Origin of the sequence: Citrobacter sp. 506 (assembly GCF_050434985.1) — a bacterium.
In the GTDB taxonomy this organism is placed as follows: domain Bacteria; phylum Pseudomonadota; class Gammaproteobacteria; order Enterobacterales; family Enterobacteriaceae; genus Citrobacter; species Citrobacter braakii.
Window position 1 is genome coordinate 55,451 of the sequence record NZ_JBNDJN010000007.1, and the last position, 23,614, is coordinate 79,064.

The window sequence follows — 23,614 nt, forward strand, 5'->3', positions numbered from 1 at the left end:
GTGCGGCGATTATCGTTCGCGCCTTTATTATTTTTAATTATGTTTTATTGTTATTCATATAAAATTGTTTTTATTATTTTTAGTTAATTTCAGCACTATTGTTATATCCCTCACATTCTTACTTATATCTACGTTACACATAATAAAATCAGTATGATAATAAATATTAGCCTGCACTGGTGCCACGTTTTAATGTTCTGAATTTATTTCAGTCATCGGTATCGTATTACCTATAAAAATATTTTTTGGATTTGCATGTTGCGCGTCTTCCGGTCGGAAGACGTTGGACGATCTTTATTTCAAGGAAAGCAAATAATGAAGAAATCGACGTTAGCTTTAGCAATAGGTCTATTATTAGTGGCAAATAATGGCTTTGCTAAAACGCAAAAAATGACTCTGGAACAGCGGCTCGAACAACTGGAGGCTCGGCTGGAAGCTGCGGAAAACCGCGCGGCAAAAGCGGAAAATCAGGTGCAGCAATTGCAGGTACAGCAGGCTGCGGAGATCCAGGAAATTAAAGTTGCTCAGGGGAATACGCCAGTCAACGGCACTACGCCCGCGCAAGAGACCAAAAAGAACGCCACCGCCCCTAACCTGGTGCTCTCCGGCTATGGCGATTTGAAAATCTACGGTGACGTGGAATTCAACATGGATGCGGAAAGTCGCAGAGGAACGCTGACCAAGCTCAACGAGGATAATACGACGGAACAGTGGGATATGGATGGCCGTATCCTGATTGGTTTCGACGGAATGCGTAAGCTGGATGACGGGCGTTTCGCGGGTTTCTCTGTGCAACCGTTGGCGGATATGTATGGCAAAATGAACCTTGATGATGCTTATTTTAACTTCGGTCAGGAAAATGACTGGAAGGTTAAAGTTGGGCGCTTCGAGGCCTACGATATGTTCCCGCTGAATCAGGATACCTTTGTTGAGCATTCCGGTAATACGGCCAACGATTTGTATACCGATGGTCAGGGCTATATTTATATGATGAAAGAGGCTCGGGGCCGTTCCGATGCTGGTGGTAACTTCCTGTTAAGTAAGCAAATTGATAACTGGTACTTTGAACTTAACTCGCTGGTTGAAGACGGTACATCGCTTTATGCCGACGGTGATAATGTTACTGCTCCAGGGCGTACCTATCATGGCCGTGAGATGGTAAAAGAGAAAAACGTTGTCTACCTGCGTCCTGTTGTTTCCTGGTCGCCAATGACCGAACTCTCTTTCGCAGCAGCAATGGAATCGCAGGTGGTAAATAACGCCTACGGACACACCAGCACCGGTGAGTTTGTCGATCAGTCCGATCGTACTGGTTACGGTTTAACCATGACGTGGAACGGTTTGAAAACCGACCCGGAAAATGGCGTGGTGTTCAACCTGAATACCGCTTATCTCGATGCGGATAATGAAAAAGACTTCACTGCTGCGGCCAACGCCCTGTGGAAAAACTTCGAACTTGGTTACATTTACGCGCATAACAAAATCGATGACTTTGAGGATGGTTTTGTATGCGATAACGACTGCGTCATCACTGATGAAGGGACTTACGATATCCATACCGTCCATGCTTCCTACCTGATCCCGAATGTGATGGATATGCAGAACTTTAATATCTACCTCGGTACTTATTATTCCAAAATCCAGAGCGATGAGAAAATTTCCAGTGACGACGACCGTTACGGCGCGCGTCTCCGTTTCAAATACTTCTTCTGATTTTCCGTTCTCAGGCGCCTGGATTCAGGCGCTTTTTTCTTAGAGTCTGGTCATCAGGCTTTTATTTCCCCACCCAGTTATTTTTGATTTTGAACTTGTCGGCGCGGTTGTAGCTACACGAGTAGTTAAATACCGTCCCATCTTCCAGTTTGGTGACGCCGGAGACTTTCAGCATTGGCAAGCCTGAGCAGGTGCCGGGTCGTGGGGAAATGGCGTGGATGACAAAACGAACGCAATGCTGCTGACGGGAGAAAAAAGTTTCCTCCCCCGTCAGGGGAGGAAACAGAGAGGTTAAGGCAGATAAAACACTTCTTTTAGCTCAGCGCTGACCGGGCTGTTGTCCGGATTTGCCGGCATTACATCACGCATATGCTTCCACCAACGCTGGCAAACATCGGTGCTGGCAACGGCGTTCCAGCGCTCTTCTGACTCAATCTCGACGGTGGCGAACAGCAGGTTGCGTTCCTGGTCGAGATAAATCGCGTAGTGATGGGCACCGTGCTCTTTCAGCACCGCTTCCAGTTCTGGCCAGATGGGATTGTGCCGACGTTGATACTCAACGTGCGCGTCGGCATTCACCTGCATCACAAAGGCCTTGCGGATCATAACGCCTCCAGATACAGCTCGCGGACCTCATCGCGGCTGGCGGTGCGTGGGTTACACGGCGCACATGGATCGGCGAGGGCTTTATCCAGCCAGCCTTCAATATCCTCTTTCGTCACGCCAAGGGAACTAAAACCAGCCGGAATACCTACACGCTTGCTCAGGGCACGAATCGCGGTGATGGCCTCCATGCTTGCCGCTTCGTCGCTCATCCCGCGGGTGTCCACTCCCATCGCCTGCGCCACTCGGGCAAAACGCGCCACGGCGTTCGGGCGGTTAAAGTTTTCGATGATCGGCAGCAGGATGGCATTGCAGACGCCGTGCGGCAGATTGTGGGTCGCGCCTGGCTGGTGAGCCAGCGCATGCACCAGACCCAGACCTGCGCTGTTGAATGCCATACCCGCCAGATACTGACCAAACGCCATTTGCTCACGGGCCTCGAGGTTATGACCATCGTCGACCGCTTTCGGTAGCCACAGGTTGATCAGGCGAATTGCTTCCAGGGCGTTGGCGTCGGTGAGCGGATGTGCGCCAACGGAAACATAGGCTTCCACCGCGTGAGTCAGGGCGTCCATGCCGGTTGCGGCGGTAACGGAGGCTGGGATTTCCAGCATCACGCTGGCGTCATCCACGGCGATATCCGGGATGATGTTCGGGTCGATGATCACCTCTTTGACCTTGCGGGCAGAGTCGATAATGACCGCGTTGCTGGTCATCTCTGCTGCTGTACCAGCAGTGGTATTGATGGCAACCAGCGGCACGCCCGCATTTTTCACTTTGCCCACGCCGGAGTATGCGGTAGAAGGGCCAGGGTTGGCGGTCAGGATCTTCACCGCTTTGGCGGTATCGATCGGGCTGCCGCCGCCGAAGGCGATAATGTAGTCACATTCTGCCCCCTGATATGCCGTAAAACCTTTCTGTACCAGCTCTTCTGTCGGATTCGGGAACACCTCATCAAACAGGTGGTAAGACATTTGATGTTCATCCAGTGCGGCAAACAGGCTATCCAGCAGGCCCAGCTTCACCAGTTGACCATCGGTGACGATCAGCGCTTTGCCCCATTGTTTATTCGCCACGAGATTCACCATATCGGCAATCGCGCCGGCGCCATGCAGGCTAATTTTTGGCAGTGCCAACATAAAGCTCATCACTATTCTCCTTAAAAAAAATCCCTGGTGCCCGATGGCATTACGCTTATCGGGCCGACGGTGAAACGTGCATCGTCATGTAGGCCGGATAAAGCGAAGCCGCATCCGGCGTTGAGTTGGCAGGTATCAGTACAGCTCTACGGCGCTTGCCAGCGGAGTCACGCCAAAGCGTTTAGCCAGTGCTACCAGCTCTTCACGCGTGATGGTCTGCTTCATACCGCCCATCGAATAGATTTTGACTAAAACTTCGGCGGATTTTTCTGCGGTATCTATCAAGCCAAATGCTTCGTCGAGGGAGGGGCCGCTGCCGAACACGCCGTGGAACGGCCACAGTACCAGCGAGTGTTTCTGCATTTCCTCGGCGGTTGCCTGGCCGATTTCATCCGTACCCGGCACCATCCACGGCAGAATGCCGACGCCATCCGGGAACACCACCAGACACTCGGTGCTGCCTTCCCACAGTTTGCGGGTAATCAGCGGGGTGTTGTTTTCCAGCACGTAGGTCAGGGCGATCAGGTTGGTAGCATGGCAGTGCATGATCACGCGGTCTTTGCCGTTCGTCGCTTTAATACGCTCGCAATGGGAGAGGAAGTGAGCCGGCAACTCAGAGGTTGGCACCGCTTCGTGGGTCAGGCCCCAGAGGATGTGGTAGCCCGCGCCGTCGCTGTCTACTTTCACCACGCCCAAATTTGCCGCGGGATCGAGCTGAACGTTACGGAAAAATTTACCGGAACCGGTGACGATAAACGGCGTGTTCGCCAGCAAAGGCATTGGCTGACTTAGCGCGATATAGCGCGGTTTTTCGTGGAAATCGGCGCTAAATGGCGCAATGTCAGCCTCATCCAGACGCAGCGTCAGATTGCCGCCGTTACGTTCGTCCCAGCCTTTCAGCCACGCGTCGGAAGTGGCTTTGATCATCCCCTGGACGAACCAGGAATTAGTCATGTTTTGCATATTCGGTGATCCTGTTGATTGCCCGATCGTTATCGGGTCTTACGTAGGCCGGATAAGTGAAGATCCATCCGGCAATCGTCTTTCATTCATTGCCGGATAGCGACGTGGGGCGTCTTATCCGGCCTGTAAGCCTTAGCTACGTTTGCTCAAAATCTCTTTCTCATAGGCGCGCACGCTGTCCAGCCACTGGCTTCCCGCTGGCGTGTCGTGACGCTGGCAGTACATCTCCCACACGGCCTGCCACGGCAGCGATTTTTGCTCTTCCAGCAGGGCCAGACGAGCGGTGTAGTCGCCGCTGGCTTCCAGCTGACGCAGTTGTTCGGTCGGTTCTAACAGCGCGCGCAGCAGGGCTTTTTTCATATTGCGAGTGCCGATAACCCACGCGGCGATGCGGTTAATAGAGGCGTCGAAGAAGTCGAGGCCGATGTGTACGCGGTCGAACAGGTTGTGGCGGACGATCTCGCTGGCAATCGCCTGCGTTTCGTCATCCAGCAGCACCACGTGATCGCTGTCCCAGCGCACCGGACGGCTGACGTGCAGCAGCAGACGCGGTACGTACAGCATGGCGGCGGAGATTTTGTCGGAAATCACTTCAGTCGGATGGAAGTGACCCGCATCCAGGCACAGCGCAGTCTGACGGCTGGTGGCGTAACCCATATAGAACTCGTTGGAGCCCACGGTGTAGCTTTCGGCGCCGATGCCAAACAGTTTGCTCTCGACGGCGTCGATATGGTGCGCCGGGTCGAGTTTTTCGCTGATCACTTCATCCAGTGCTTCAAGCAGACGTTGGCGCGGCGCTAACCGGTCAACGGTAATGTCTTTCATGCCATCCGGGATCCAGATATTCATCACCGACGGCGTACCCAACTGCTCGCCAAAATACGCTGAGACGCGACGGCTGGCTTTGCAGTGGTCAATCCAAAACTGGCGAATGGTGTCATCGGCGTGGGCCAGCGTGAAGCCGTCGGCGCTCAGCGGGTGAGAGAAGCAGGAGGGGTTGAAATCCAGCCCTAACTGGTTCGCTTTCGCCCACTCAACCCAGTTTTTAAAATGTTCAGGTTTGATTTGGTCGCGGGCAACCGGCGTATCGGACTCCAGATAGATCGCGTGCAAATTCAGACGTTTTGGACCCGGGATCAGGCTCAGCGCCTGCTCCAGATCGGCGCGCAGTTCGGTGGCGTTACGCGCTTTGCCCGGATAGTTGCCGGTAGCCTGAATACCGCCTGTGAGCGAGCCTTCCGGATTCTCGAAACCGGCGACATCATCGCCTTGCCAGCAGTGCATGGAGACCGGCAGACGATCGAGCTGGCGTAAGGCCGCCTCGACATCAATGCCTACCGCGGCGAAACGCAGTTTTGCCAGTTCCCAGGCTTGTTCAAGTTGAGTGGTCATGCGCAAAGCTCCTTTGTCTGTCGTAGTGATGGAAACTGCGCCTGGTAGCGGGCAATTTCACTTTCAGGATTTGGAATGAAGGTGGTCAGGTCGTAGTTGGCACGCACCACCTGACGGAAATCATCGACGTTGTTAAGCTCGTCCAGCGTCATCAACTGGATGCCAATATTGCCGAGCGTGGAGGCCTCAATCGGCCCGGACATCACGCGAATACCGCAGGCATCCGCGCACAGCTGGTTCAGTAGGGCGTTCTGGCAGCCGCCGCCAACGATGTGCAGTTGGCTAAATGCTGCACCACGCAGTTGTGCCAGCTCTTGCAGAATGTCAGCGTATAGCAATGCCAGGCTGTCGAAGATACAGCGCGCCAGTTCGGCGTTTTGCTGGGGAACGGGTTGACCCGATTCACGGCAGGCCGCCTGAATTTCCGCGCTCATATCGTCGGGGTTGATAAAGCGATCGTCGTTCGGGTTTATCAGGAATTGGCAGGCCGGCAGCGCTTGCGTTTGGGCAATAAGCGTTGGCAGGTCGGTAATCTGGCGCTCTTTTAAAACGCGCTGGAGCAGCCACAGTCCCATGATGTTTTTCAGTACGCGGTAGCGCCCTTCCGCGCCCCCTTCGTTGGTGATGTTCGCCGCCAGCGCCGCATCGTTGGTATACGGCGTTCTGCTCTCAAAGCCCATCAGCGACCAGGTACCGGAAGAGAGATACGCACTATTTTTATCGGCCAGTGGTGAAGCGATGACCGCGCTGGCGGTGTCGTGACTGGCGACGGCCACAACCGGAATTTGGTTTTTCTGCGGGCAAATCCAGTGACCAATGACGTTCCCCGGATGCGTCGGGCGACCAAACCAGGCTTTGTCTGCCCCGGTCCACGCCAGCAGCGTGTCATCCCAGTCGTCGGTGTTGATATTGACTAACTGGGTGGTGGTGGCGTTGGTGTATTCCCAGTTCAATTTGCCGGTCAGGCGAAAGCTGAAGTAGTCGGGGATCAGCAGAGCATGTGCCACCTGCGCAAGCAGTTCTGGCTGCTGTTCAACCAGCGCACGCAGCTGATACAGGGTGTTAAACGGCAGAAACTGAATGCCGCTACGGCGGTAGATTTCACCTTTACCTGGCTGCGCCATCGCCTGTGACATAATGCCGGTCGTGCGGCTGTCACGGTAAGAGACCGGCAGACCAACACGTTGGCCGGCGTTATCGATCAATACGTAATCCACGCCCCAGGTATCAATGCCAATGCTGTCTATCCGAATGCCTTCATCACAGACTTTTTTCAGGCCAAGGCGAATGTCGTTTTCCAGGCTGTCGATGTCCCAGGTGTCAAAACCGTCCGTTTTTTGCAGACAGTTAACGAAGCGGTGGATTTCACGCAGCGTCAGGGTGCGGTGTTTACTGTCGTAACGTGCGAGCATTACGCGCCCACTGGATGCGCCGAGATCGACAGCGACACAATGGCGAAAAGTCATGGCGAGGTCCTTCTGAGTTTTATTGCACTCAGTCTAAGAACCCCGAATAAAGCGTACCTTCTTGACAGTGACAGCCCCAATTAGCGGCTGGCAACATGGCAAAGGTGAACGTGATGTTGTTCACAGTTTCCACTAATAGCGCGGATTTTGGCGGATGTGACGCCTTCCGCATTTCCCGATCTTTCCCGCCATTTCTTGAAGAATTAACCGTGTTTACGCACTTTGGCGTCAAAAAATTAAGGTGAGGGTAGGAACCCTTAATTACTATTCAGCCATATTCGTTAATCAGGGGGAGCCGTCATGACCGTACTGCATTGCGTGGATTTTTTTCCGACAGGTAAAGCACCTGTGGCTATTGAACCGCGGCTTCCTCAGCCCGCGTTTCCTGAACATCATCATGATTTTCATGAAATTGTGGTGGTCGAACATGGAACGGGGATCCATGTGTTCAACGGACAGCCTTACACCATCAGCGGTGGTACGGTGTGTTTCGTTCGCGATCATGACAGGCATTTATATGAACATACTGACAATCTGTGTCTGACCAATGTGTTGTATCGCTCTCCGGATGCGTTTCAATTTCTGGCCGGGCTGAATCAGCTTTTGCCTCAGGAACAAAATGGGCAGTATCCCTCCCACTGGCGCGTAAACCAGGGCGTACTGCAGCAGGTTCGTCACCTGGTGGGGCAGATGGAGACGCTCGGCGAGGAGATGGATACGCCCACGGCGGCAAATCGCGAGATCTTATTTATGCAGTTGCTGGTACTGCTACGTAAAAGCAGCCTGATGGAAGCGGCGACCGATAACGATGCGCGGCTTAACCTTTTGATGGCATGGCTGGAGGATAACTTTGCCGAAGAGGTGTGTTGGGAGGCGCTGGCCGAGAAGTTTTCGCTCTCTTTACGCACTCTGCATCGCCAGCTTAAACAGCAAACAGGATTGACGCCGCAGCGCTACCTTAACCGTCTGCGACTGATTAAAGCCCGACATCTGCTCCGCCACAGTGATGACAGCGTGACTGATATCGCTTATCTCTGCGGTTTCGGTGACAGTAACCACTTTTCGACGCTTTTTCGCCGTGAGTTCGAGTGGTCGCCACGCGATATTCGTCAGGGGCGTGACCTTATAGCGGGAAGCAGCCTTCAGTAACGCGAAAGCTATCAACGTTTTTTACCGTCCGTTTGCTGATAATCATACCCTTTCATGCCGGATGCGCTGCGCTTATCCGGCAAGCGTACAGGTTGAGGTGATGTGATGGCGAATCATCTGGTTCTTTTGAAATCAGACTTTTTTGCGCATGAGCAGCAGGCTGTCGCCGTGGCCGATCGTTATCCGCAGGATGTCTTTGCTGAGCATACCCACGAGTTTTGCGAGCTGGTTTTGGTCTGGCGCGGCAATGGTCTGCATGTCCTTAACGATCGTCCGTACCGGATAACCCGTGGCGATCTGTTTTACATTCGCGCCGAAGATAAACACTCCTACACCTCCGTTAACGACCTTGTGTTGCAAAATATCATCTACTGCCCGGAGCGGTTAACGCTGAATGTTGATTGGCAAGGGGCGATCCCCGGATTTGACGGTACGCCAAGGCAGCCGCACTGGCGACTTGGCAGCGTTGGCATGACCCAGGCCAGACAGGTGATAAGCCAGCTTGAGCATGAAAGTAATCAGCGCGATGCGCAGGCCTTTACCATGGCTGAGCTGCTGTTTGGTCAACTGGTAACTCACCTTAAACGTCATCGTTATGCCACGGATACGCTCCCGGCGACGTCAAGTGAAACGCTGCTGGATAAACTGATCACCGCGTTAGCCGGTAGCCATGAGCATGCGTTCGAACTGGATACGTTTTGCGAGCGTGAACGGTGCAGCGAACGCGTTTTGCGCCAGCAGTTCCGCAGCCAGACCGGGATGACTATCAACCATTACCTGCGGCAACTGCGCATTTGCCATGCTCAGTATCTGTTATCGCATACTGAAAAGCTGATTGGTGAAGTTGCTATGCAGTGCGGTTTTGAAGACAGTAACTATTTTTCGGTGGTATTTAACCGCGAAGTCGGGATGACGCCAGGGCAATGGCGCCATCGTAGTCGGGTGACACCATAATATATAAATCTGGTTTATATATTGCAGTGGCGTTTTGATACATATTCAGACTAAATTAGACATAATGAGTGAATGCTCTGTGCAATAAATCACAGTTGCTCTTTTATTTTTGTTTTATTCTCAGCAAACTTATTTATCGGAGTAACGTTTGTGTTGACCAACTCTATAATCATCAAAAGTCTGCTTTTAATTTTGCTATCTTGCGATCGCAAAATTAAACGTATGCTTGATTATTTTTGCTGGTTTAATTCCGTTAACGATCTGGCTGAAAATGATATCGCCGAGCAGGAGTGTATGGATACGCAAATGGCGCGCGAATGGTCCAGCCTGTGGGACTGCGCCAGCGAAGCTATCGGCGCGAGCGTACGTCAACGCTGTCATCGTCCTGCCCGTTTTGGCCTGCATTTCCCGCAGGCGCTGCTGTGCCGTCGCAAACGTGACGAGCTGGCCTTCAGTTTCCGTAACTCCAGCCTGCACCAACTGTTAGTTTGCCGCCATGCCAGCGGCGCTGACGGTGAAAGCCAGGTTTATCAATTTGTTAGTCCTACACAAAGCACAATGCGCACTTTCGCCATTGTGCTTTTTTTATTGCCTGAATCTATGAGGAATCATTATGTACATTGTTTGTGTTGCAGCTTGTCCGACCGGCGTTGCTCATACCTACATGGCTGCGGAATCGCTTGAAATCACGGGGAAAAACCGTGGGCATGAAGTCAAAGTGGAAACGCAGGGGAGCATTGGCGCTGAGAATGAAATTACGCCAGAGGATCTGGCGCGCGCTGACGCGGTCATCATTGCTGCCGACGTTGCGATTAGCGGGAAAGAGCGTTTCGATGGCATGGTGAAGCTCGAATGCAGCGTCTCTGATCCCATCAAATTTGGCGATGCGGTGTTTGAAGCAGTAGAGCAGGAGGTTGCAAATGGCTAAGTTTCAGGGGGGAGACAAACCGTCTACCGGGATAGAGGTCAAGAACGCCATTATGACCGGCGTTTCATGGATGCTGCCGTTTGTCATTGCTGGAGCTGTGCTAATGGGGATCGCCCGTATCGGCGCTTCTCTCTACGGTATTGATAACATCTGGGATGCCAGCTACGAGCAGGCCGGCATGGTGGTGCAGTTGCTGCACAAATTTGATGGTTTCGGCGGGCTGGCGCTGTCCCTGATGTTGCCGGTGGTGGCCGGCTATATCAGCTTTGCGCTGGCGAACAAACCGGGTCTTGCGCCGGGGATGATTGGCGGACTGCTGGCGAGTAACCTGGGAACGGGTTTTCTCGGCGCGCTGGCGGCCGGTTTTGTCGCGGGCTATATCGTTCGCGCCCTGAACCGCTACATCAAATTGCCGAAGGCGCTCTCCTCTGCTGTGCCTATTTTCATTCTGCCAGTCGGCGGTACGCTGCTGACCTGCGTGGTGATGGCATTTATTATCGGTACGCCGCTGGCGGCGTTGAATCACGGCATGGAAAGCTGGCTGTTATCCATGTCCGGCACGAACAAAGTGCTGCTGGCGGCGGTCATTGGCGGCATGGTTGGGTTTGATCTCGGCGGCCCGATTAACAAGGCGGCGGTGACGACGGCAATGGCGTTACTGGCCTCCGGTATTTATGACCCAAACACCGCCGCGCAGGTGGCGATTATCGTGCCGCCAATTGGTCTGGGTGTCGCTACGCTGCTGTGGTCGTCACGCTTCCCGGAATCCCTGCGTGAGGCGGGTAAAGCCTCTACGTTGATGGGGCTGATTGGTGTTTCTGAAGGCGCCATTCCGTTTGCGCTGTCAAATCCAAGAATTATTGTCGTCAACGTGATTGGCTCGGCGGTGGGGGCGGCGATGGCGGTAGGATTAGGGGCGGTAAACCATGCGCCGATCTCCGGTTTTTACGGCTGGCTGGCGGTAGAAAAATGGCCGATTTATGTGCTCTCGATTGTCTGCGGCTCGGCGATTATCGCCTGCGGCTCACTGTTGATATTCCGTGGCCCGACAGCCACGCCTGAGGTGAGAAAAGAGACGGTGGCGCCGAAATTTAAAGCCAGCCGTTAGACGTACTACTGAATTAATATTTCCCTATGTTTAGCGCGGGTAAATATCCGTGCGGGTTACCTACGCCTTAAAACAGGAATAAACGAAATGAAAACGGTTCATTTAATTCAGCATACGCACTGGGATCGTGAATGGTATTTTACGGAGAATGATTCCCAGGCTCTGCTTTATTATTTTATGGCAGATCTTATCCAACATCTTGAAGCGGATGAATCATTAGGTCCATTTATGCTTGATGGCCAAACGGTGGTGCTGGAAGATTATTTCCAACTGGCACCAGAAAGCCGCGAACGCGTGCAGGCGCTGGTGAAAGCCGGACGTTTGTTAATCGGTCCCTGGTATACACAGACCGATTTTTTGGTGGTTGGCGCTGAGTCCATCACCCGCAATCTGCTGCTGGGGCAGGCAGACTGTGACGAGATAGGGCCGAGAATGGCGGTCGGTTATGTACCGGACTCCTTTGGCCAAAGCGCACAGTTGCCCATGTTCCTTAATCAGTTTGCCATCGACCACGCGGTTATCTGGCGCGGCTGGAGCGAGTACGACACGCCGTTTACCGAGTTCCGCTGGCGAAGCCAGGGGGGCAGCGTGGTGACGACGGCGGTATTACCGCAGGGTTATGGGTGCGCTAAGTGGTTGCCGACGGATGCCAGCCAGGCCTGGCCGCGCCTCTCTGCGGTTATGGAAAAGCAGGCGGCATTTAGCCGCAGTACGCAGCTACTACTGCCGAACGGTAACGATCAGTCACCGTTTGAGTACGGCGTTCCGGCAATGCTCGACACGCTGAATCAGGAACAAACGGCGTACCGCTTTATTCGCAGCGACTTTAGCCGTTACTTTGCCGCACTGGCGGATACGCCGCTGGCGATCTTTGAGGGCGAACTGCTAAGCCCGAAATATATGCGTATCCATCGCGGTATTTTTTCTACCCGCATGGATATTAAACAGGCCAACGTCCGGCTGGAGAACTTCGTCAGCCGTCAGCTAGAACCGTTGCTGAGTGTGGCCTGGACGCTGGGGTTGCCCTATCCGCAGCGAGCCGTTGAGACAATATGGCGCGAGGCGATGAAATCCCACGCTCACGATAGTATCGGTGGGTGTAACGCCGATCGCGTGAATGCAATGGTTAAGGCGCGTTTGCTCTCGGGTCAGGAAAAAGCCGAGCGCCTGTACGAGCTGAATATGCAGATGTTGGCAAACGGCATTACGGCGCAGCAACAGGGTAAAAAAATCATCGTCTTTAACGCGCTGCCGTCGGTGCGCGATGGCCTGGTGGCGCTGACGCTCTACCTACCCGGTGAGGCGTTCCGCATTGTTGACGATCAGGGACAACCCTGCCGCTGGCAGATTATGCGTGAGACATCGCAAGATATGTCCGTCATTGTTCAGGAACTGTCCAATAGCCCCGATCCGGTCTTCTATCGGCGGTGCGATATTTTACTGGAGGTCGCATCGCTCCCCGCCTGCGGCTATACCACCCTGTATCTGCAAGATGAGTGCGCCCCCGGATTTGCTGTGCCGTCCTCGACAGAAGAGGCGCTGGAGAACCCGTGGTTACGCCTGACGCTGGAAGGTGAACAGGTCGTTCTGGTCGATAAGCGCAGCGGTAAGCGCTGGGATAACCTTATTCAACTGGTGGACGGCGGCGATGCCGGTGACACCTATAACTATTCTCCACCAGAGGATGACTGGCGCGTTACCGGCGCAGGGGCGCTGCTTCACGCCGACTGGCAGCGCGGCGCGCTGGTGGACACGTTGTCGCTAAGCTGGTCTATCGCAGCACCGCACACGCTGGCCGACAGGCAGGAGCACCGTTGTAATGCACGACTGGATGTCAGCATGGTGGTCATGCTGGATCACCAGCGCCCGACGCTGGACCTCCAGGTTAGCGTCAACAACACCTTGCACGATCATCGTTTACAGGTGGAAATTCCTGCTGATGTCTTTACCGATGTCCATTTTGCCGATCAACCGTTTGGTCTCATTCGTCGCGCCAACCGACCGGCCACGCTGGATGTCTGGCAGCAGGAAAATTGGGGTGAAGCCCCGGCATCGCTGTGGCCAATGCAAAGTCTGGTAATGATGCATGATGGCAAGCAGGGCATCAGTGTGGTGACGGATGGGCTGCGAGAATATGAAATTCCCGCAGAACGCCCATCGGTTATCGCCATTACGCTACTGCGTAGCGTGGGTTGGCTGGGACGTGCCGGTATGCCGTGGCGTCCGGGACGCGCATCCGGTATGGCGTTGCCTTCCCCAGACTCACAGATCCCAGGCGAATTTAGCGCCCGCTTCGCGCTCATCCCGTTGTGCGATGGTGAAAGCCCGAACTTCTGGCGTGAAGTCGAAGCCTGGCGCACACCGCCAGTTGGCTGGCTGGATTCCGGCTGGGCGCGTTTTAAAACTAATCCACACGCGCTGACATTCCCGACAGCCTACAGCCTGCTGCACTGGGAGACACCACTCCATTTCAGCACCTTGAAAAAAGCGCAACGTGAAGATGCGCTGATTTTACGCGGCTGGAACCCCGGCTCGCAGCCGCAGATCAGCTCAACGCCGGTTGCTGATGCGACAGTGCGCGAAGTTACGCTGGCGGAAAAATCGCTGAACTCATCGCATGAAACGATACCGGCCTGCACGCCGATCTCATGGCGTATTACGCCTGCAGCCAGAGGATAATATTGTGTTAAACATTCGTTTTACCTGCCCGTTGCCAAATGGTCTACATGCCCGCCCCGCCAGTGCGTTAGAGCAGCGCGTCAGCGCATTTCAGGCTCGCGTTCAAATAGGCAATCTGCGTAACCAGCGTCAGGCCGATGCCCGTAGCGTGTTGGCGATGATTGGGACCGATATTTTGTATCAGGACCCGTGTGAACTGGTGATTGAGGGCGAGGATGAATCTGCCGCGCATCAGGCGCTGACTCAGTTTGTGAGGCAAGAGTTTGCCGCGTGTGACGAACCCGTTGCCCAGACGCCGGAACGGGTGGAGCAACCTCTGCCGGTTTTTCTGGCGCAGACCCGCGCGGAGTGGGTACGCGGTAACGGGGTGAGCGCTGGGCTGGCGCAAGGGGTGGCAATGCATCTGGGCGTGCCGGATCTGTATCAATTGGCAGAACAAGAGGCGGTGGCGGCGCCGGCTGTACAGCGAGTCGCGCTGACGGCGGCACTTGAGCATGTACGCCGCGAGCTGCACGACGCATTACCGCATACACAGGGAGAAGCCGCAGCGGTGCTACAGGCTCATGTCAAACTGCTGGACGATGCGCTCTTCGAAACCTCGCTACTTACCGACCGTACAGCGCGCAATGCGCTGGCAGCATTGGCGCTGGCGCTGGATGAACTGAGCGCGCCGCTGCGCGAAAGTCGCAGCGTCTACCTACAACAGCGGGTGCTGGATTTACAGGATTTGGGCCTGCGTCTGGCGGCGCATCTCACCGCGCAGCCGCTGATGCCGCAAACGGCATTGTCGCAAGACACCATCGTTATCAGTCCGGTTCCCATAACGCCAGGCCAGTTTCTGGCGCTGCGCGGCCCGCATCTGAAAGGTGTGGTGATGGGCGCGGGCGGGGAAACATCACATACCGTCATTCTGGCGCGATCGTTTGGGGTTCCGCTACTGAGCGTAGAGGCGGCGGAAGCGGGGCATATTCGCGGTGGTGAAGCGCTGCTGCTCGACGCTCGCCACGGGGTGGTGGTGGTGTCACCGGATGAGCAGGCTCTGCGGTGGTATCAACTGGAAGAGGACAAACGTCAGCGCCTTGAGGCGCGTTTACAGCCGCTTATTCAACGCCCTGGGGCGACGCAAGAGGGTGAACGGGTGACGGTGCTGGCGAATATCGCGCTGGCGGCGGAAGCGGAAGCGGCATTTGCCGCCGGGGCGGAGGGGATTGGTCTGTTCCGCACTGAAATGCTGTTCTGCGAACGAGCCGCGCCGCCTGACGAGGAGGAGCAATACCAGGCCTATCGTCATGTGCTGGAACAGGCGCGGGGGCGTAAAGTGGTGATCCGTACGCTGGATATTGGTGGTGATAAACCCTGTGACTATCTGGCGATGCCGCCGGAGGAAAACCCCTTTCTTGGCTGGCGCGGCATCCGCCTGTATCCCGAATTTATGTCGATTTTCCGTCCTCAGATACGTGCGCTACTGCGTGCCAGCGCCGCCGGACCGTTGCACATTATGGCGCCGATGGTGACTACGCTTGCTGAGGTGAAGTGGCTGCGTGAACAGTTCCAGCAAACGGCGGCGCAACTGCTGGCCGAGGGGGCGGCGGTTGGGCAGTGGTCGCTGGGTATTATGGCGGAAGTGCCATCAGTGCTTTATCTGCTGGAGAAAGCCGCTGCGTATATCGACTTTGTTTCGATTGGCAGCAACGACCTGACGCAATACTTCCTGGCCTGTGACCGGGGCAACGCGCAGGTTCGACATCTCTACAACTATTTTGATCCCACGTTTTTACAGCTACTGAAGGAGATGACGGCGCGCGCGCAGCGGGCCGGTATTGAGATCAGCCTGTGCGGCGAGATGGGCGGCGACCCGTCGGCGCTGGCGCTACTGTTGGGCGTTGGTTTACGACAGATCAGCATGTCCTCAAGCCGTATTGCGCCAGCCAAGGCGCGCTTAATGACCTTAACCCTCGCGCACAGCGAGCAGACGCTGGAACGGGCATTAGCTTGTGAAAGTGGTCAGGACGTGGCGGTACTACTTTCACAACAGGTGGCGGCGCAAGCAAAACCCGTGTTTGATCCCGCCCTGATCCTGCTCGATCGGGCGATTACCCGTAAAGCGGAGGCGATTAAGGTGCTCACCGATAATCTTGAGGTCGAACAGCGGGTCTTTTCCGGCTCAGCCGTTGAAGAGGCTATTTGGCAGCGTGAGGCGATTTTCTCTACCGCATTAGGATTTGCAATTGCGCTTCCTCACTGCAAATCGGCGGCGGTCGCGCACAGTAGCGTGTCGGTGATGCGTTTGAGTGAGCCGCTGGCGTGGAGCGACGAGGTGGATGTCTCGCTGGTTATCATGCTGACGGTGAGCGAGCAGGAGAAGGGCGATCATATGAAAATCTTCTCCCGTCTGGCGCGTAAGTTGATGCATGTGGATTTCCGTGAGCAGTTGCTTGGCAGCATGTCGCCGCAGGATGTCGCCGTGCATCTGGCACAGGAAATGGCGGGATAAATCATGGTTCAGAATCCTCGCCGGGCGTTCATTCTGCTGTCGGCTGTCTTTTTTTACTGGGGCGTCCTGACGGCAATTAATAGCGCCACGATTCCCTTTTTCCGGCAAGTTTTTTCGCTTTCATGGCGAGACTCGATGTTGGTAAATGTAGCGTTTTATCTCGCACCGTTTGTGATTTGTTTACCGTGTTCAGGCTGGATGGCGCGTTTAGGGTATCGCAGCGCACTCTTACTGGCGTTGATACTTGCCGCAAGTGGTTCGGTGGTGATTGCCGTATCGCTCTGGCTGGCGTCATTTGCCGGTTGCCTGGTGGGGATTTTCATTGTGGCGATGGGGGTTGCGGCGATGCAGGTGGTCGCAAACCCTTATGTTAATCGGCTCGGCGAGGCGCAAAGTGCGGCTGGACGCCTCAGTCTGGCGTCGTCCATCAACTCCCTCGGGGCGGCGCTGGCGCCTGTCGTCCTGGCGGTTGTTCTGGCTGGCTCTGTCATTTCAGTTCCGGGGATGTATCTCGGTTTGATGCTGGTGGGAGGCATACTGCTGGTTGCGTTTTACCGTTTTTCAATTGCTGATTTTCGTGACGCGCACGAGAATATTTTTTCTGCGATTCGTGCGCTCAGGCGCTATGCGCAGTTTCGTACTGGGGTGAGTGGCATTCTTGTTTATGTTGGCGTTGAAGTCAGCATTGGTACTACGGCTCTCAGCTATCTTCACGACCCGTCTTTGGGCGGGTTTTCGCTTGCACAAGCGACCTCCTTTATCGCGTTGTACTGGGGCGGTGCATTGGCGGGGCGGTTTTTGTATGGCTTGCTGGCTCACTGTTGCCGACCTCAGTTGTTGTTTTGCCTGTGTTCTTCGGGAGCGGTACTACTAACCGTTGCCGCGATAGTTTTCGCTAACCGTTTTGGCGGCTATTGTCTGCTGGCGACGGGACTCATGAACTCGGTGATGTATCCCATTATTTTCTCTCGCACGCTCTCCGGACTTGATCGCTATGCGGCATCTATTTCTGCTTGCTTGATTATGGCGGGCATTGGCGGCGGGGTGCTGCCCTTTATCCAGGGGATGGTTATTGATGCTATTGGCCTGCGTTTGAGCTTTTGGGTGCCGGTTATCGGGTATCTGTTTTTATTGCTGAACGGATTTAAGCTATACGCTCGAACGGAGGTATTTTGTGAGTAACGTCATCATTATTTGGTTAATTTAAGATAGTTCAACGGAAACTGATTCTCGGTGGTATTTAACCGTAAAATTGGGATGACGCCAGCGCAGTGGCGTCATCGTCGTCGGGGGTTGTGTCGTTAGCTGGCCATTCCCAGACCAACAATGTTTGCCGCGACAATGATCACTACGCAGCCAAGACTTAGCACGCTGACCGGACGTCTCCCTGCATTGCTCCACTCTTTCATGATCAGGCCCACGATACCGCCGCACAGGACGTAGAAGCTCATGTGCAGCATCCAGCTCATGTAGTCATACTGTGCTGGAATTTTGGCATGGCCCCAGGCGTAAAAGAAGAACTGGAGATACCACATCAGGCCAGCAAGCGCCGAAAACAGGATATTGCTGATAATCAGCGGTTTTGCTAAAGAGAAGTCGGCCTTTACTGACAGGTTTTTCATTTTTGCCAGACGAATGAAGCAGTATCCCAGATTGATCACCGCACCACCGCCCATGATGACTACGTAGCTTGGCAGGGCGACATACAGCGGATCGATACCGAGTGTTGCAGCGGCTTCGTGCATTGGTTTAGCCGCATCCATGGCAAAGGACATCCCCGCGGAGAAAAAGCCGCACATCACCGCCAGTATCAGACCTTTTTTCAGATTGAACTCTTCGGCTTTGATGCCCATCTTGCGCTCTTTTAACTGTCCGGCGCGGGTGACAATCGCCACTCCGATCAGGGCGACCAGCACGCCGAGCAGGGTCATACGTCCGCCTGGTGTGCCAATGAGCACGTCAAATTTACCGGCAATGATTGGCGTCATTAAGGTACCAACAATTAGCGTAATGCCGATAGCGATCCCGATCCCCATCGACATACCGAGATAGCGCATAGTCAGGCCATAGTTGATATTACCAATCCCCCACATGGCACCGAATAAAAATACCGGCAGCAGGGTGGACGCACTGAATGAACTGTAATAGGCCCAGAAGTCCGGCAGAAGGATCGCGCTGACGAGCCAGGGAAGGATCAGCCATGAAACAAAACCACCTATAGACCACATGGTTTCCCAGGACCAGTGTTGTACCTTTTTAAAAGGGGCATAGAAACAAGCGGCACTAGCGGCACCGATTAGATGCCATATTATCCCCATCGTAATTGCGTTACCCATTCTGTTTCCTTTTGAATTATCGATTTGGCAGGATGAAAATCACCCGTTTTGATGTTCAAAAGTCTAAAGAGTGAGCAATAGATTAACCTTCAGCATGCTGCCGTGGGATGAGTAATGCTGGCAAAATTCAGGGGATGGAAGGGATATTGATCACAAATGCGGCTCCGCCCCTCTTTTTTGAGAAGGGCGGAAATATAGAGGATTAGCAAATTCTTACTGCCTGAATACCCAGTAGCCAGGCGAGTTTTTCCAGTGCCTCGCCATGGTGCCCCAGGCCAATGCTGCAATGATGAGCTGGGCCGCCCATGCACCATTGTGTGGTGAACTCGCGAGCTGATAACGGGAAGCGATAGCGGCTATTGGTGTTGCCAATATCCAGGACTTCACCTGGCACAGCTTCACCTTCGGCATACTGTAAACGCACCCCGTTTTCGGCATCTTCAATTACCGAAAGAAAGGTCACCGGACCTGATTTCACGGTCATCTGGATAGATACACCTTTACCGGGTTTACCATGATAAACCGGCAGCGGCACCAGACTCACCGGACCATCCGCCATCAGCGGGTGTGCCGGACCGTCATGTCCCCACAAAACAGCATCATCATTAAATTCAATGCCATATGGTTCTGAGAATGAACCGCCAGCCCCCAGAAGTTGCTGAATTTTCATCGCCAGCACATTTTTGATTTCATATTCTCCCGCTACGGGAATACCACGGTGGGTAAGCAGCGTGTTGCCAAGAATGATTGAGGTGATGATGTTCTCGTAAGCGTTGCCGTTACGGCCTTCATAGTAATAGGCTAGTGCACCGAGTTTATTCTGGGCAATTAGTTTATCCATGGCGCAGGCAGTGGTGAGTGCGCGGTTGAGTTCTGCAGGTTCGCATGCCGCATCCAACTGAAGTACACGGTGCATTTCCTGTCGTTTGGCGTTGAGGTCTGCCTCGCTGACCTGCTCGCGATATTCAGCCAACTCACACATTTCCAGTGGCTTAAAGCGCACGCCCATTTTGGCGGACAAATTCGTCATATTGCTGTAAACGTCTACCATGCCGTCATAATAGTGCCCGAGGACGCCGACCTGACAATTTGCCAGCATTTGACGAGCGTTAAGTGCCTGTAGCCACTGCGCCGTTTGTTGCCAGACATACTCATCGCCCTGTAATGCGCCAACAATCAACTGAAAGCGGATATTCGCACGGTTAAACACGTTTGCCAGTTCGGGGGCGCTGCAGGCCTGACAGTGCGCCAGCCACTCTCCAGTACGACCTCCCCGATCGGGAATTTGACGGATTGTTGAATAAGGCAGCCCTGGCTCTGGCTGTAGGGCCAGAATAATGACCGGTTTATTGATACTCTGCACAAGCGGTAGCACCGTTGAGCTGAGCGCATAGGTGCTGATGTAAAGACAGACAGCATCGACCGGCTGTTGCTGCAACCGTCTGATAAGGGCATCGGCTTTATCGACGTTATCAATCAGGCCGCCATTAATCACGCTGGCTTGTTGCGCCGTCAGGCGCTCATCAATTGATTGCAGATAGCCCTGAAGACGTGACTCCAGGCCTGTAAACTGGGGCCAGTATGTGTCGAGGCCGATACCAAAAAGGGCGATGTTGACAGACATAGCAATATTTCCTTGTGAGATAATTTTCAGACTATGTCGTGCTTTATCTCCCATGTCCTTCATGTCGCTGCCTATTTTCTACTCAGATTGGCAAGATCAGCCTGATTTTCCCAGTGATGCTCACACTTTTACCTCATAATAGCCATGTAAAAAGTACGGCATTGATAATCATTTTCAATATCATTTAATTAACTATAATAACCCAACTGCTTACGCGGCGTTAACACTGGCCGCCCGACAATACTGGAGATGATTATGAGTTATACACTGCCATCCCTGCCGTACGCTTATGATGCCCTTGAACCGCACTTCGATAAGCAGACGATGGAAATCCACCATACCAAACACCACCAGGCTTACGTAAACAACGCTAACGCTGCGCTGGAAAGCTTGCCTGAATTCGCGAGCCTGCCTGTTGAAGAGCTGATCACCAAACTGGATCAACTGCCAGCAGACAAGAAAACCGTACTGCGTAACAACGCGGGCGGCCACGCTAACCACAGCCTGTTCTGGAAAGGTCTGAAAACCGGTACTACGCTGCAGGGCGACCTGAAAGCGGCTATCGAACGTGACTTCGGCTCCGTGGACAACTTCAAAGCTGAATTTGAAAAAGCTGCGGCAACCCGTTTTGGTTCCGGCTGGGCATGGCTGGTTCTGAAAGGTGACAAACTGGCTGTTGTTTCCACTGCTAACCAGGATTCCCCGCTGATGGGTGAAGCTATCTCTGGCGCTTCCGGCTTCCCGATCGTGGGCCTGGACGTTTGGGAACACGCTTACTACCTGAAATTCCAGAACCGTCGCCCGGACTACATCAAAGAGTTCTGGAACGTGGTGAACTGGGACGAAGCTGCCGCGCGTTTCGCAGCGAAAAAATAAGTTCTACGCTTTAACAAGCCCCTGCAAGCGATGCTTGTGGGGGTTTTTTTGTGATCAAAATCAATATAAAAACAATGATCCATTTAAATTGAAACAAGGTTTTATTATGCGAGTGAGATCACTTTTATAGTCTCTATGAATGTCTATCTTCGTTTCATCAAGACGGGCGCATCTCATAAGCAAGATGCAATCGCCCATAAAAATTGCCCCATTTTTATGTCTACAGGTGATGGAAATGCAGATCAAACGAACGATAGAGAAAATCCCAGGCGGCATGATGCTGGTGCCGCTTTTTTTGGGCGCGTTGTGTCACACCTTTTCCCCCGGCGCTGGGAAATACTTCGGCTCCTTTACCAACGGTATGATCACCGGTACGGTGCCTATTCTGGCGGTCTGGTTCTTTTGTATGGGGGCGTCGATCAAGCTAAGCGCCACCGGTACCGTGCTACGTAAATCAGGCACGCTGGTCATAACCAAGATTCTGGTAGCGTGGGTGGTCGCGGCGATTGCTTCACGTATTCTGCCGGAACATGGTGTAGAAGTTGGTTTCTTCGCCGGGTTGTCTACGCTGGCGCTGGTGGCCGCCATGGATATGACCAACGGCGGGCTGTATGCCTCGATTATGCAGCAGTACGGCACCAAAGAAGAGGCCGGGGCGTTTGTCCTGATGTCGCTGGAGTCTGGCCCGCTGATGACTATGGTGATTCTGGGAACCGCCGGGATCGCTTCGTTTGAACCACACGTGTTTGTGGGGGCCGTATTACCGTTCCTGATTGGCTTTGCGCTGGGGAATCTGGACCCTGAGCTGCGGGAGTTCTTCAGCAAAGCGGTGCAGACATTGATTCCTTTCTTTGCCTTCGCGCTTGGTAACACCATTGATTTGAGCGTGATTGCGCAGACCGGTGTACTGGGTATTTTGCTGGGCGTGGCGGTAATTATCATTACCGGTATTCCATTGATTATCGCCGATAAACTGATTGGTGGCGGCGATGGCACAGCGGGGATTGCGGCCTCCAGCTCAGCTGGTGCGGCGGTCGCTACGCCAGTGCTGATTGCTGAAATGGTTCCGGCATTTAAACCGATGGCGCCGGCAGCAACTTCCCTTGTCGCCACGTCGGTGATTGTGACCTCCATTCTGGTGCCGATTATCACTTCCATCTGGTCGAAAAGAGTTAAAGCCAGGGCGGCGGAAATTGATATTCGTAGCGCCGTGAAGTAAGCCTCTTTTGCCGGATGGTCTGTTCCATCCGGCTTAACGATTTACGCTTTGACGACAAATACCTCATCGATGGTCCGACACTCACCCTCGTTCAACTCTCCGCCGGCATTTCGTGACACGCCGGTGCAATAGCCAAACTTACGCGATACCACGGTTTTGATGGTGGTGACGAAATCTTCGCCGATGGCGTAGATGGACATGTAGGTGCCAATCTGGTCCTGAATGTCGCGAAGTGCTGTCAGGTCGCCCTGTTTAAATGCTTCCCGTGCGCTGACAAACAGTTCAGGCATGACGTTGTTTAATCCTGAAATCACCCCCGCGCCGCCTGCCAGCAGGTTAGGAATGTAGTATTCGTCATAGCCGGACAACACGGCAAAATCCTCCCGTACGGCGCGGGTGGTCTGGATCATACTGCGAGTATGGGACTGGCAGTCGACGGTATCTTTAATGCCTGCGAAGTTGGGGAACTCGGCGGCGAGGGTGGCAACCAGTTCGGGCGTTAAATCGCAACCAGTGCGCGCCGGAAAGTTATAGGCAAACCATTTACCGCTGAGCTTCTGCCCCAACTGACGGAAGTAGCTCAGCAGCTGTTTTGCCGTTTGCCCATAGTAGTAAGGCGGCAGGATCATCACGGCGTCGTAATCGGCGCGATACGCTTCCTGCGCCATCAACAGCACATCATTCTGGCAGGTGGATGAGACGTTGGCGACCATCTTCAGCGAGCTCATAGCGCGGGCCTCGCGGATCAGTAACAGCTTTTCTTCGAGCGTAAAGGAGGCAAATTCCCCGATGCTACCCATCAGCAAAATCACGTCGATTTTGGCCTCGGTAAGGCGTTTGAGATGCTGGCTCAGACCGTTAAGATCGATCTTGCCGTCATTATCCATTGGCGTAATGGAAGGACACCAGACGCCAGCAAATTGCGATTGACCAGTCACGTTGTTGACTCCTTATTTGAAATGACGTTTCAA

At 53.9% G+C, this 23,614-nt stretch carries 19 protein-coding genes; 11 read left to right on the forward strand and 8 right to left on the reverse strand.

All coding sequences use genetic code 11. From position 1 onward, the window contains the following. The first annotated feature begins 315 nt into the window (after positions 1 to 315). On the forward strand, positions 316 to 1,713 hold the full coding sequence (locus ABIE10_RS21450; RefSeq protein ID WP_429157001.1) for a carbohydrate porin: 1,398 nt from the start codon (positions 316 to 318) through the stop codon (positions 1,711 to 1,713). Between the two features lie 291 nt (positions 1,714 to 2,004). Here ABIE10_RS21450 and rhaM read toward each other — a convergent pair whose 3' ends face one another. From rhaM to rhaB, 5 genes are all read right to left on the reverse strand, one after another. After that, entirely contained in the window at positions 2,005 to 2,319 is a 315-nt protein-coding gene (rhaM, locus tag ABIE10_RS21455) for an L-rhamnose mutarotase (RefSeq protein ID WP_016155195.1), read from the reverse strand. Next, the gene (gene fucO / locus ABIE10_RS21460) at positions 2,316 to 3,464 is read right to left on the reverse strand and encodes a lactaldehyde reductase (RefSeq protein WP_016155196.1); all 1,149 of its coding nucleotides are present in this window, start codon (positions 3,462 to 3,464) and stop codon (positions 2,316 to 2,318) included. Before fucO ends, rhaM begins: the two co-directional genes overlap by 4 nt. A 126-nt stretch (positions 3,465 to 3,590) precedes the next feature. Then, the gene (gene rhaD / locus ABIE10_RS21465; protein ID WP_016155197.1) at positions 3,591 to 4,418 is read right to left on the reverse strand and encodes a rhamnulose-1-phosphate aldolase; all 828 of its coding nucleotides are present in this window, start codon (positions 4,416 to 4,418) and stop codon (positions 3,591 to 3,593) included. Between the two features lie 132 nt (positions 4,419 to 4,550). Further along, the gene (rhaA, locus tag ABIE10_RS21470) at positions 4,551 to 5,810 is read right to left on the reverse strand and encodes an L-rhamnose isomerase (protein WP_019077926.1); all 1,260 of its coding nucleotides are present in this window, start codon (positions 5,808 to 5,810) and stop codon (positions 4,551 to 4,553) included. Next, positions 5,807 to 7,276: a rhamnulokinase gene (gene rhaB, locus ABIE10_RS21475; RefSeq protein ID WP_016155199.1), complete on the reverse strand. Its 1,470-nt coding sequence runs from the start codon at positions 7,274 to 7,276 to the stop codon at positions 5,807 to 5,809. The genes rhaA and rhaB overlap by 4 nt, the downstream gene beginning before the upstream one ends. A 300-nt stretch (positions 7,277 to 7,576) precedes the next feature. Here rhaB and rhaS point away from each other — a divergent pair, with 300 nt between their 5' ends. The 8 genes from rhaS to ABIE10_RS21515 all read left to right on the forward strand — a co-directional run bounded on the left by rhaS (position 7,577) and on the right by ABIE10_RS21515 (position 17,770). After that, positions 7,577 to 8,425, forward strand: coding sequence for an HTH-type transcriptional activator RhaS (rhaS, locus tag ABIE10_RS21480; protein WP_016157890.1), 849 nt, complete (start codon positions 7,577 to 7,579; stop codon positions 8,423 to 8,425). A gap of 105 nt (positions 8,426 to 8,530) precedes the next feature. After that, entirely contained in the window at positions 8,531 to 9,379 is an 849-nt protein-coding gene (gene rhaR / locus ABIE10_RS21485) for an HTH-type transcriptional activator RhaR (RefSeq protein ID WP_049040553.1), read from the forward strand. A gap of 222 nt (positions 9,380 to 9,601) precedes the next feature. Next, positions 9,602 to 10,063 (forward strand): hypothetical protein, encoded by a 462-nt coding sequence (locus tag ABIE10_RS21490; protein ID WP_152607070.1) that lies wholly within the window; start codon positions 9,602 to 9,604, stop codon positions 10,061 to 10,063. After that, positions 9,993 to 10,307: a PTS fructose transporter subunit IIB gene (locus ABIE10_RS21495; RefSeq protein WP_016157892.1), complete on the forward strand. Its 315-nt coding sequence runs from the start codon at positions 9,993 to 9,995 to the stop codon at positions 10,305 to 10,307. The genes ABIE10_RS21490 and ABIE10_RS21495 overlap by 71 nt, the downstream gene beginning before the upstream one ends. Then, positions 10,300 to 11,415 (forward strand): PTS fructose transporter subunit IIC, encoded by a 1,116-nt coding sequence (locus tag ABIE10_RS21500; protein WP_047415600.1) that lies wholly within the window; start codon positions 10,300 to 10,302, stop codon positions 11,413 to 11,415. The genes ABIE10_RS21495 and ABIE10_RS21500 overlap by 8 nt, the downstream gene beginning before the upstream one ends. An 87-nt stretch (positions 11,416 to 11,502) precedes the next feature. Further along, the gene (locus tag ABIE10_RS21505) at positions 11,503 to 14,094 is read left to right on the forward strand and encodes a glycoside hydrolase family 38 C-terminal domain-containing protein (RefSeq protein WP_286454619.1); all 2,592 of its coding nucleotides are present in this window, start codon (positions 11,503 to 11,505) and stop codon (positions 14,092 to 14,094) included. A 4-nt stretch (positions 14,095 to 14,098) separates the two neighbouring features. Continuing rightward, on the forward strand, positions 14,099 to 16,588 hold the full coding sequence (gene ptsP / locus ABIE10_RS21510) for a phosphoenolpyruvate--protein phosphotransferase (protein WP_429157006.1): 2,490 nt from the start codon (positions 14,099 to 14,101) through the stop codon (positions 16,586 to 16,588). A 3-nt stretch (positions 16,589 to 16,591) separates the two neighbouring features. Continuing rightward, complete coding sequence (locus ABIE10_RS21515; RefSeq protein WP_429157008.1) at positions 16,592 to 17,770, forward strand: MFS transporter; 1,179 nt, start codon at positions 16,592 to 16,594, stop codon at positions 17,768 to 17,770. A 119-nt stretch (positions 17,771 to 17,889) separates the two neighbouring features. On the opposite strand, the gene rhaT is transcribed toward ABIE10_RS21515, so the two are convergent. Then, a complete protein-coding gene (gene rhaT, locus ABIE10_RS21520; RefSeq protein WP_016157897.1) occupies positions 17,890 to 18,924 on the reverse strand; it encodes an L-rhamnose/proton symporter RhaT in 1,035 nt (344 codons plus the stop codon). A 202-nt stretch (positions 18,925 to 19,126) separates the two neighbouring features. Continuing rightward, entirely contained in the window at positions 19,127 to 20,548 is a 1,422-nt protein-coding gene (locus ABIE10_RS21525) for an L-fucose/L-arabinose isomerase family protein (RefSeq protein WP_019077921.1), read from the reverse strand. Positions 20,549 to 20,803: 255 nt separating this feature from the next. On the opposite strand from ABIE10_RS21525, the gene sodA reads away from it, so the two are divergent. Both sodA and kdgT read left to right on the forward strand, forming a co-directional pair. Continuing rightward, entirely contained in the window at positions 20,804 to 21,424 is a 621-nt protein-coding gene (gene sodA, locus ABIE10_RS21530; RefSeq protein ID WP_016155203.1) for a superoxide dismutase [Mn], read from the forward strand. Positions 21,425 to 21,659: 235 nt separating this feature from the next. After that, complete coding sequence (gene kdgT / locus ABIE10_RS21535; protein ID WP_016155204.1) at positions 21,660 to 22,643, forward strand: 2-keto-3-deoxygluconate transporter; 984 nt, start codon at positions 21,660 to 21,662, stop codon at positions 22,641 to 22,643. Positions 22,644 to 22,684: 41 nt separating this feature from the next. Here the strand turns inward: kdgT and ABIE10_RS21540 are convergent, their stop codons facing one another. Continuing rightward, positions 22,685 to 23,581, reverse strand: a complete 897-nt coding sequence (locus tag ABIE10_RS21540) for a dihydrodipicolinate synthase family protein (protein ID WP_016155205.1) — start codon at positions 23,579 to 23,581, stop codon at positions 22,685 to 22,687. Positions 23,582 to 23,614: the final 33 nt, after the last annotated feature.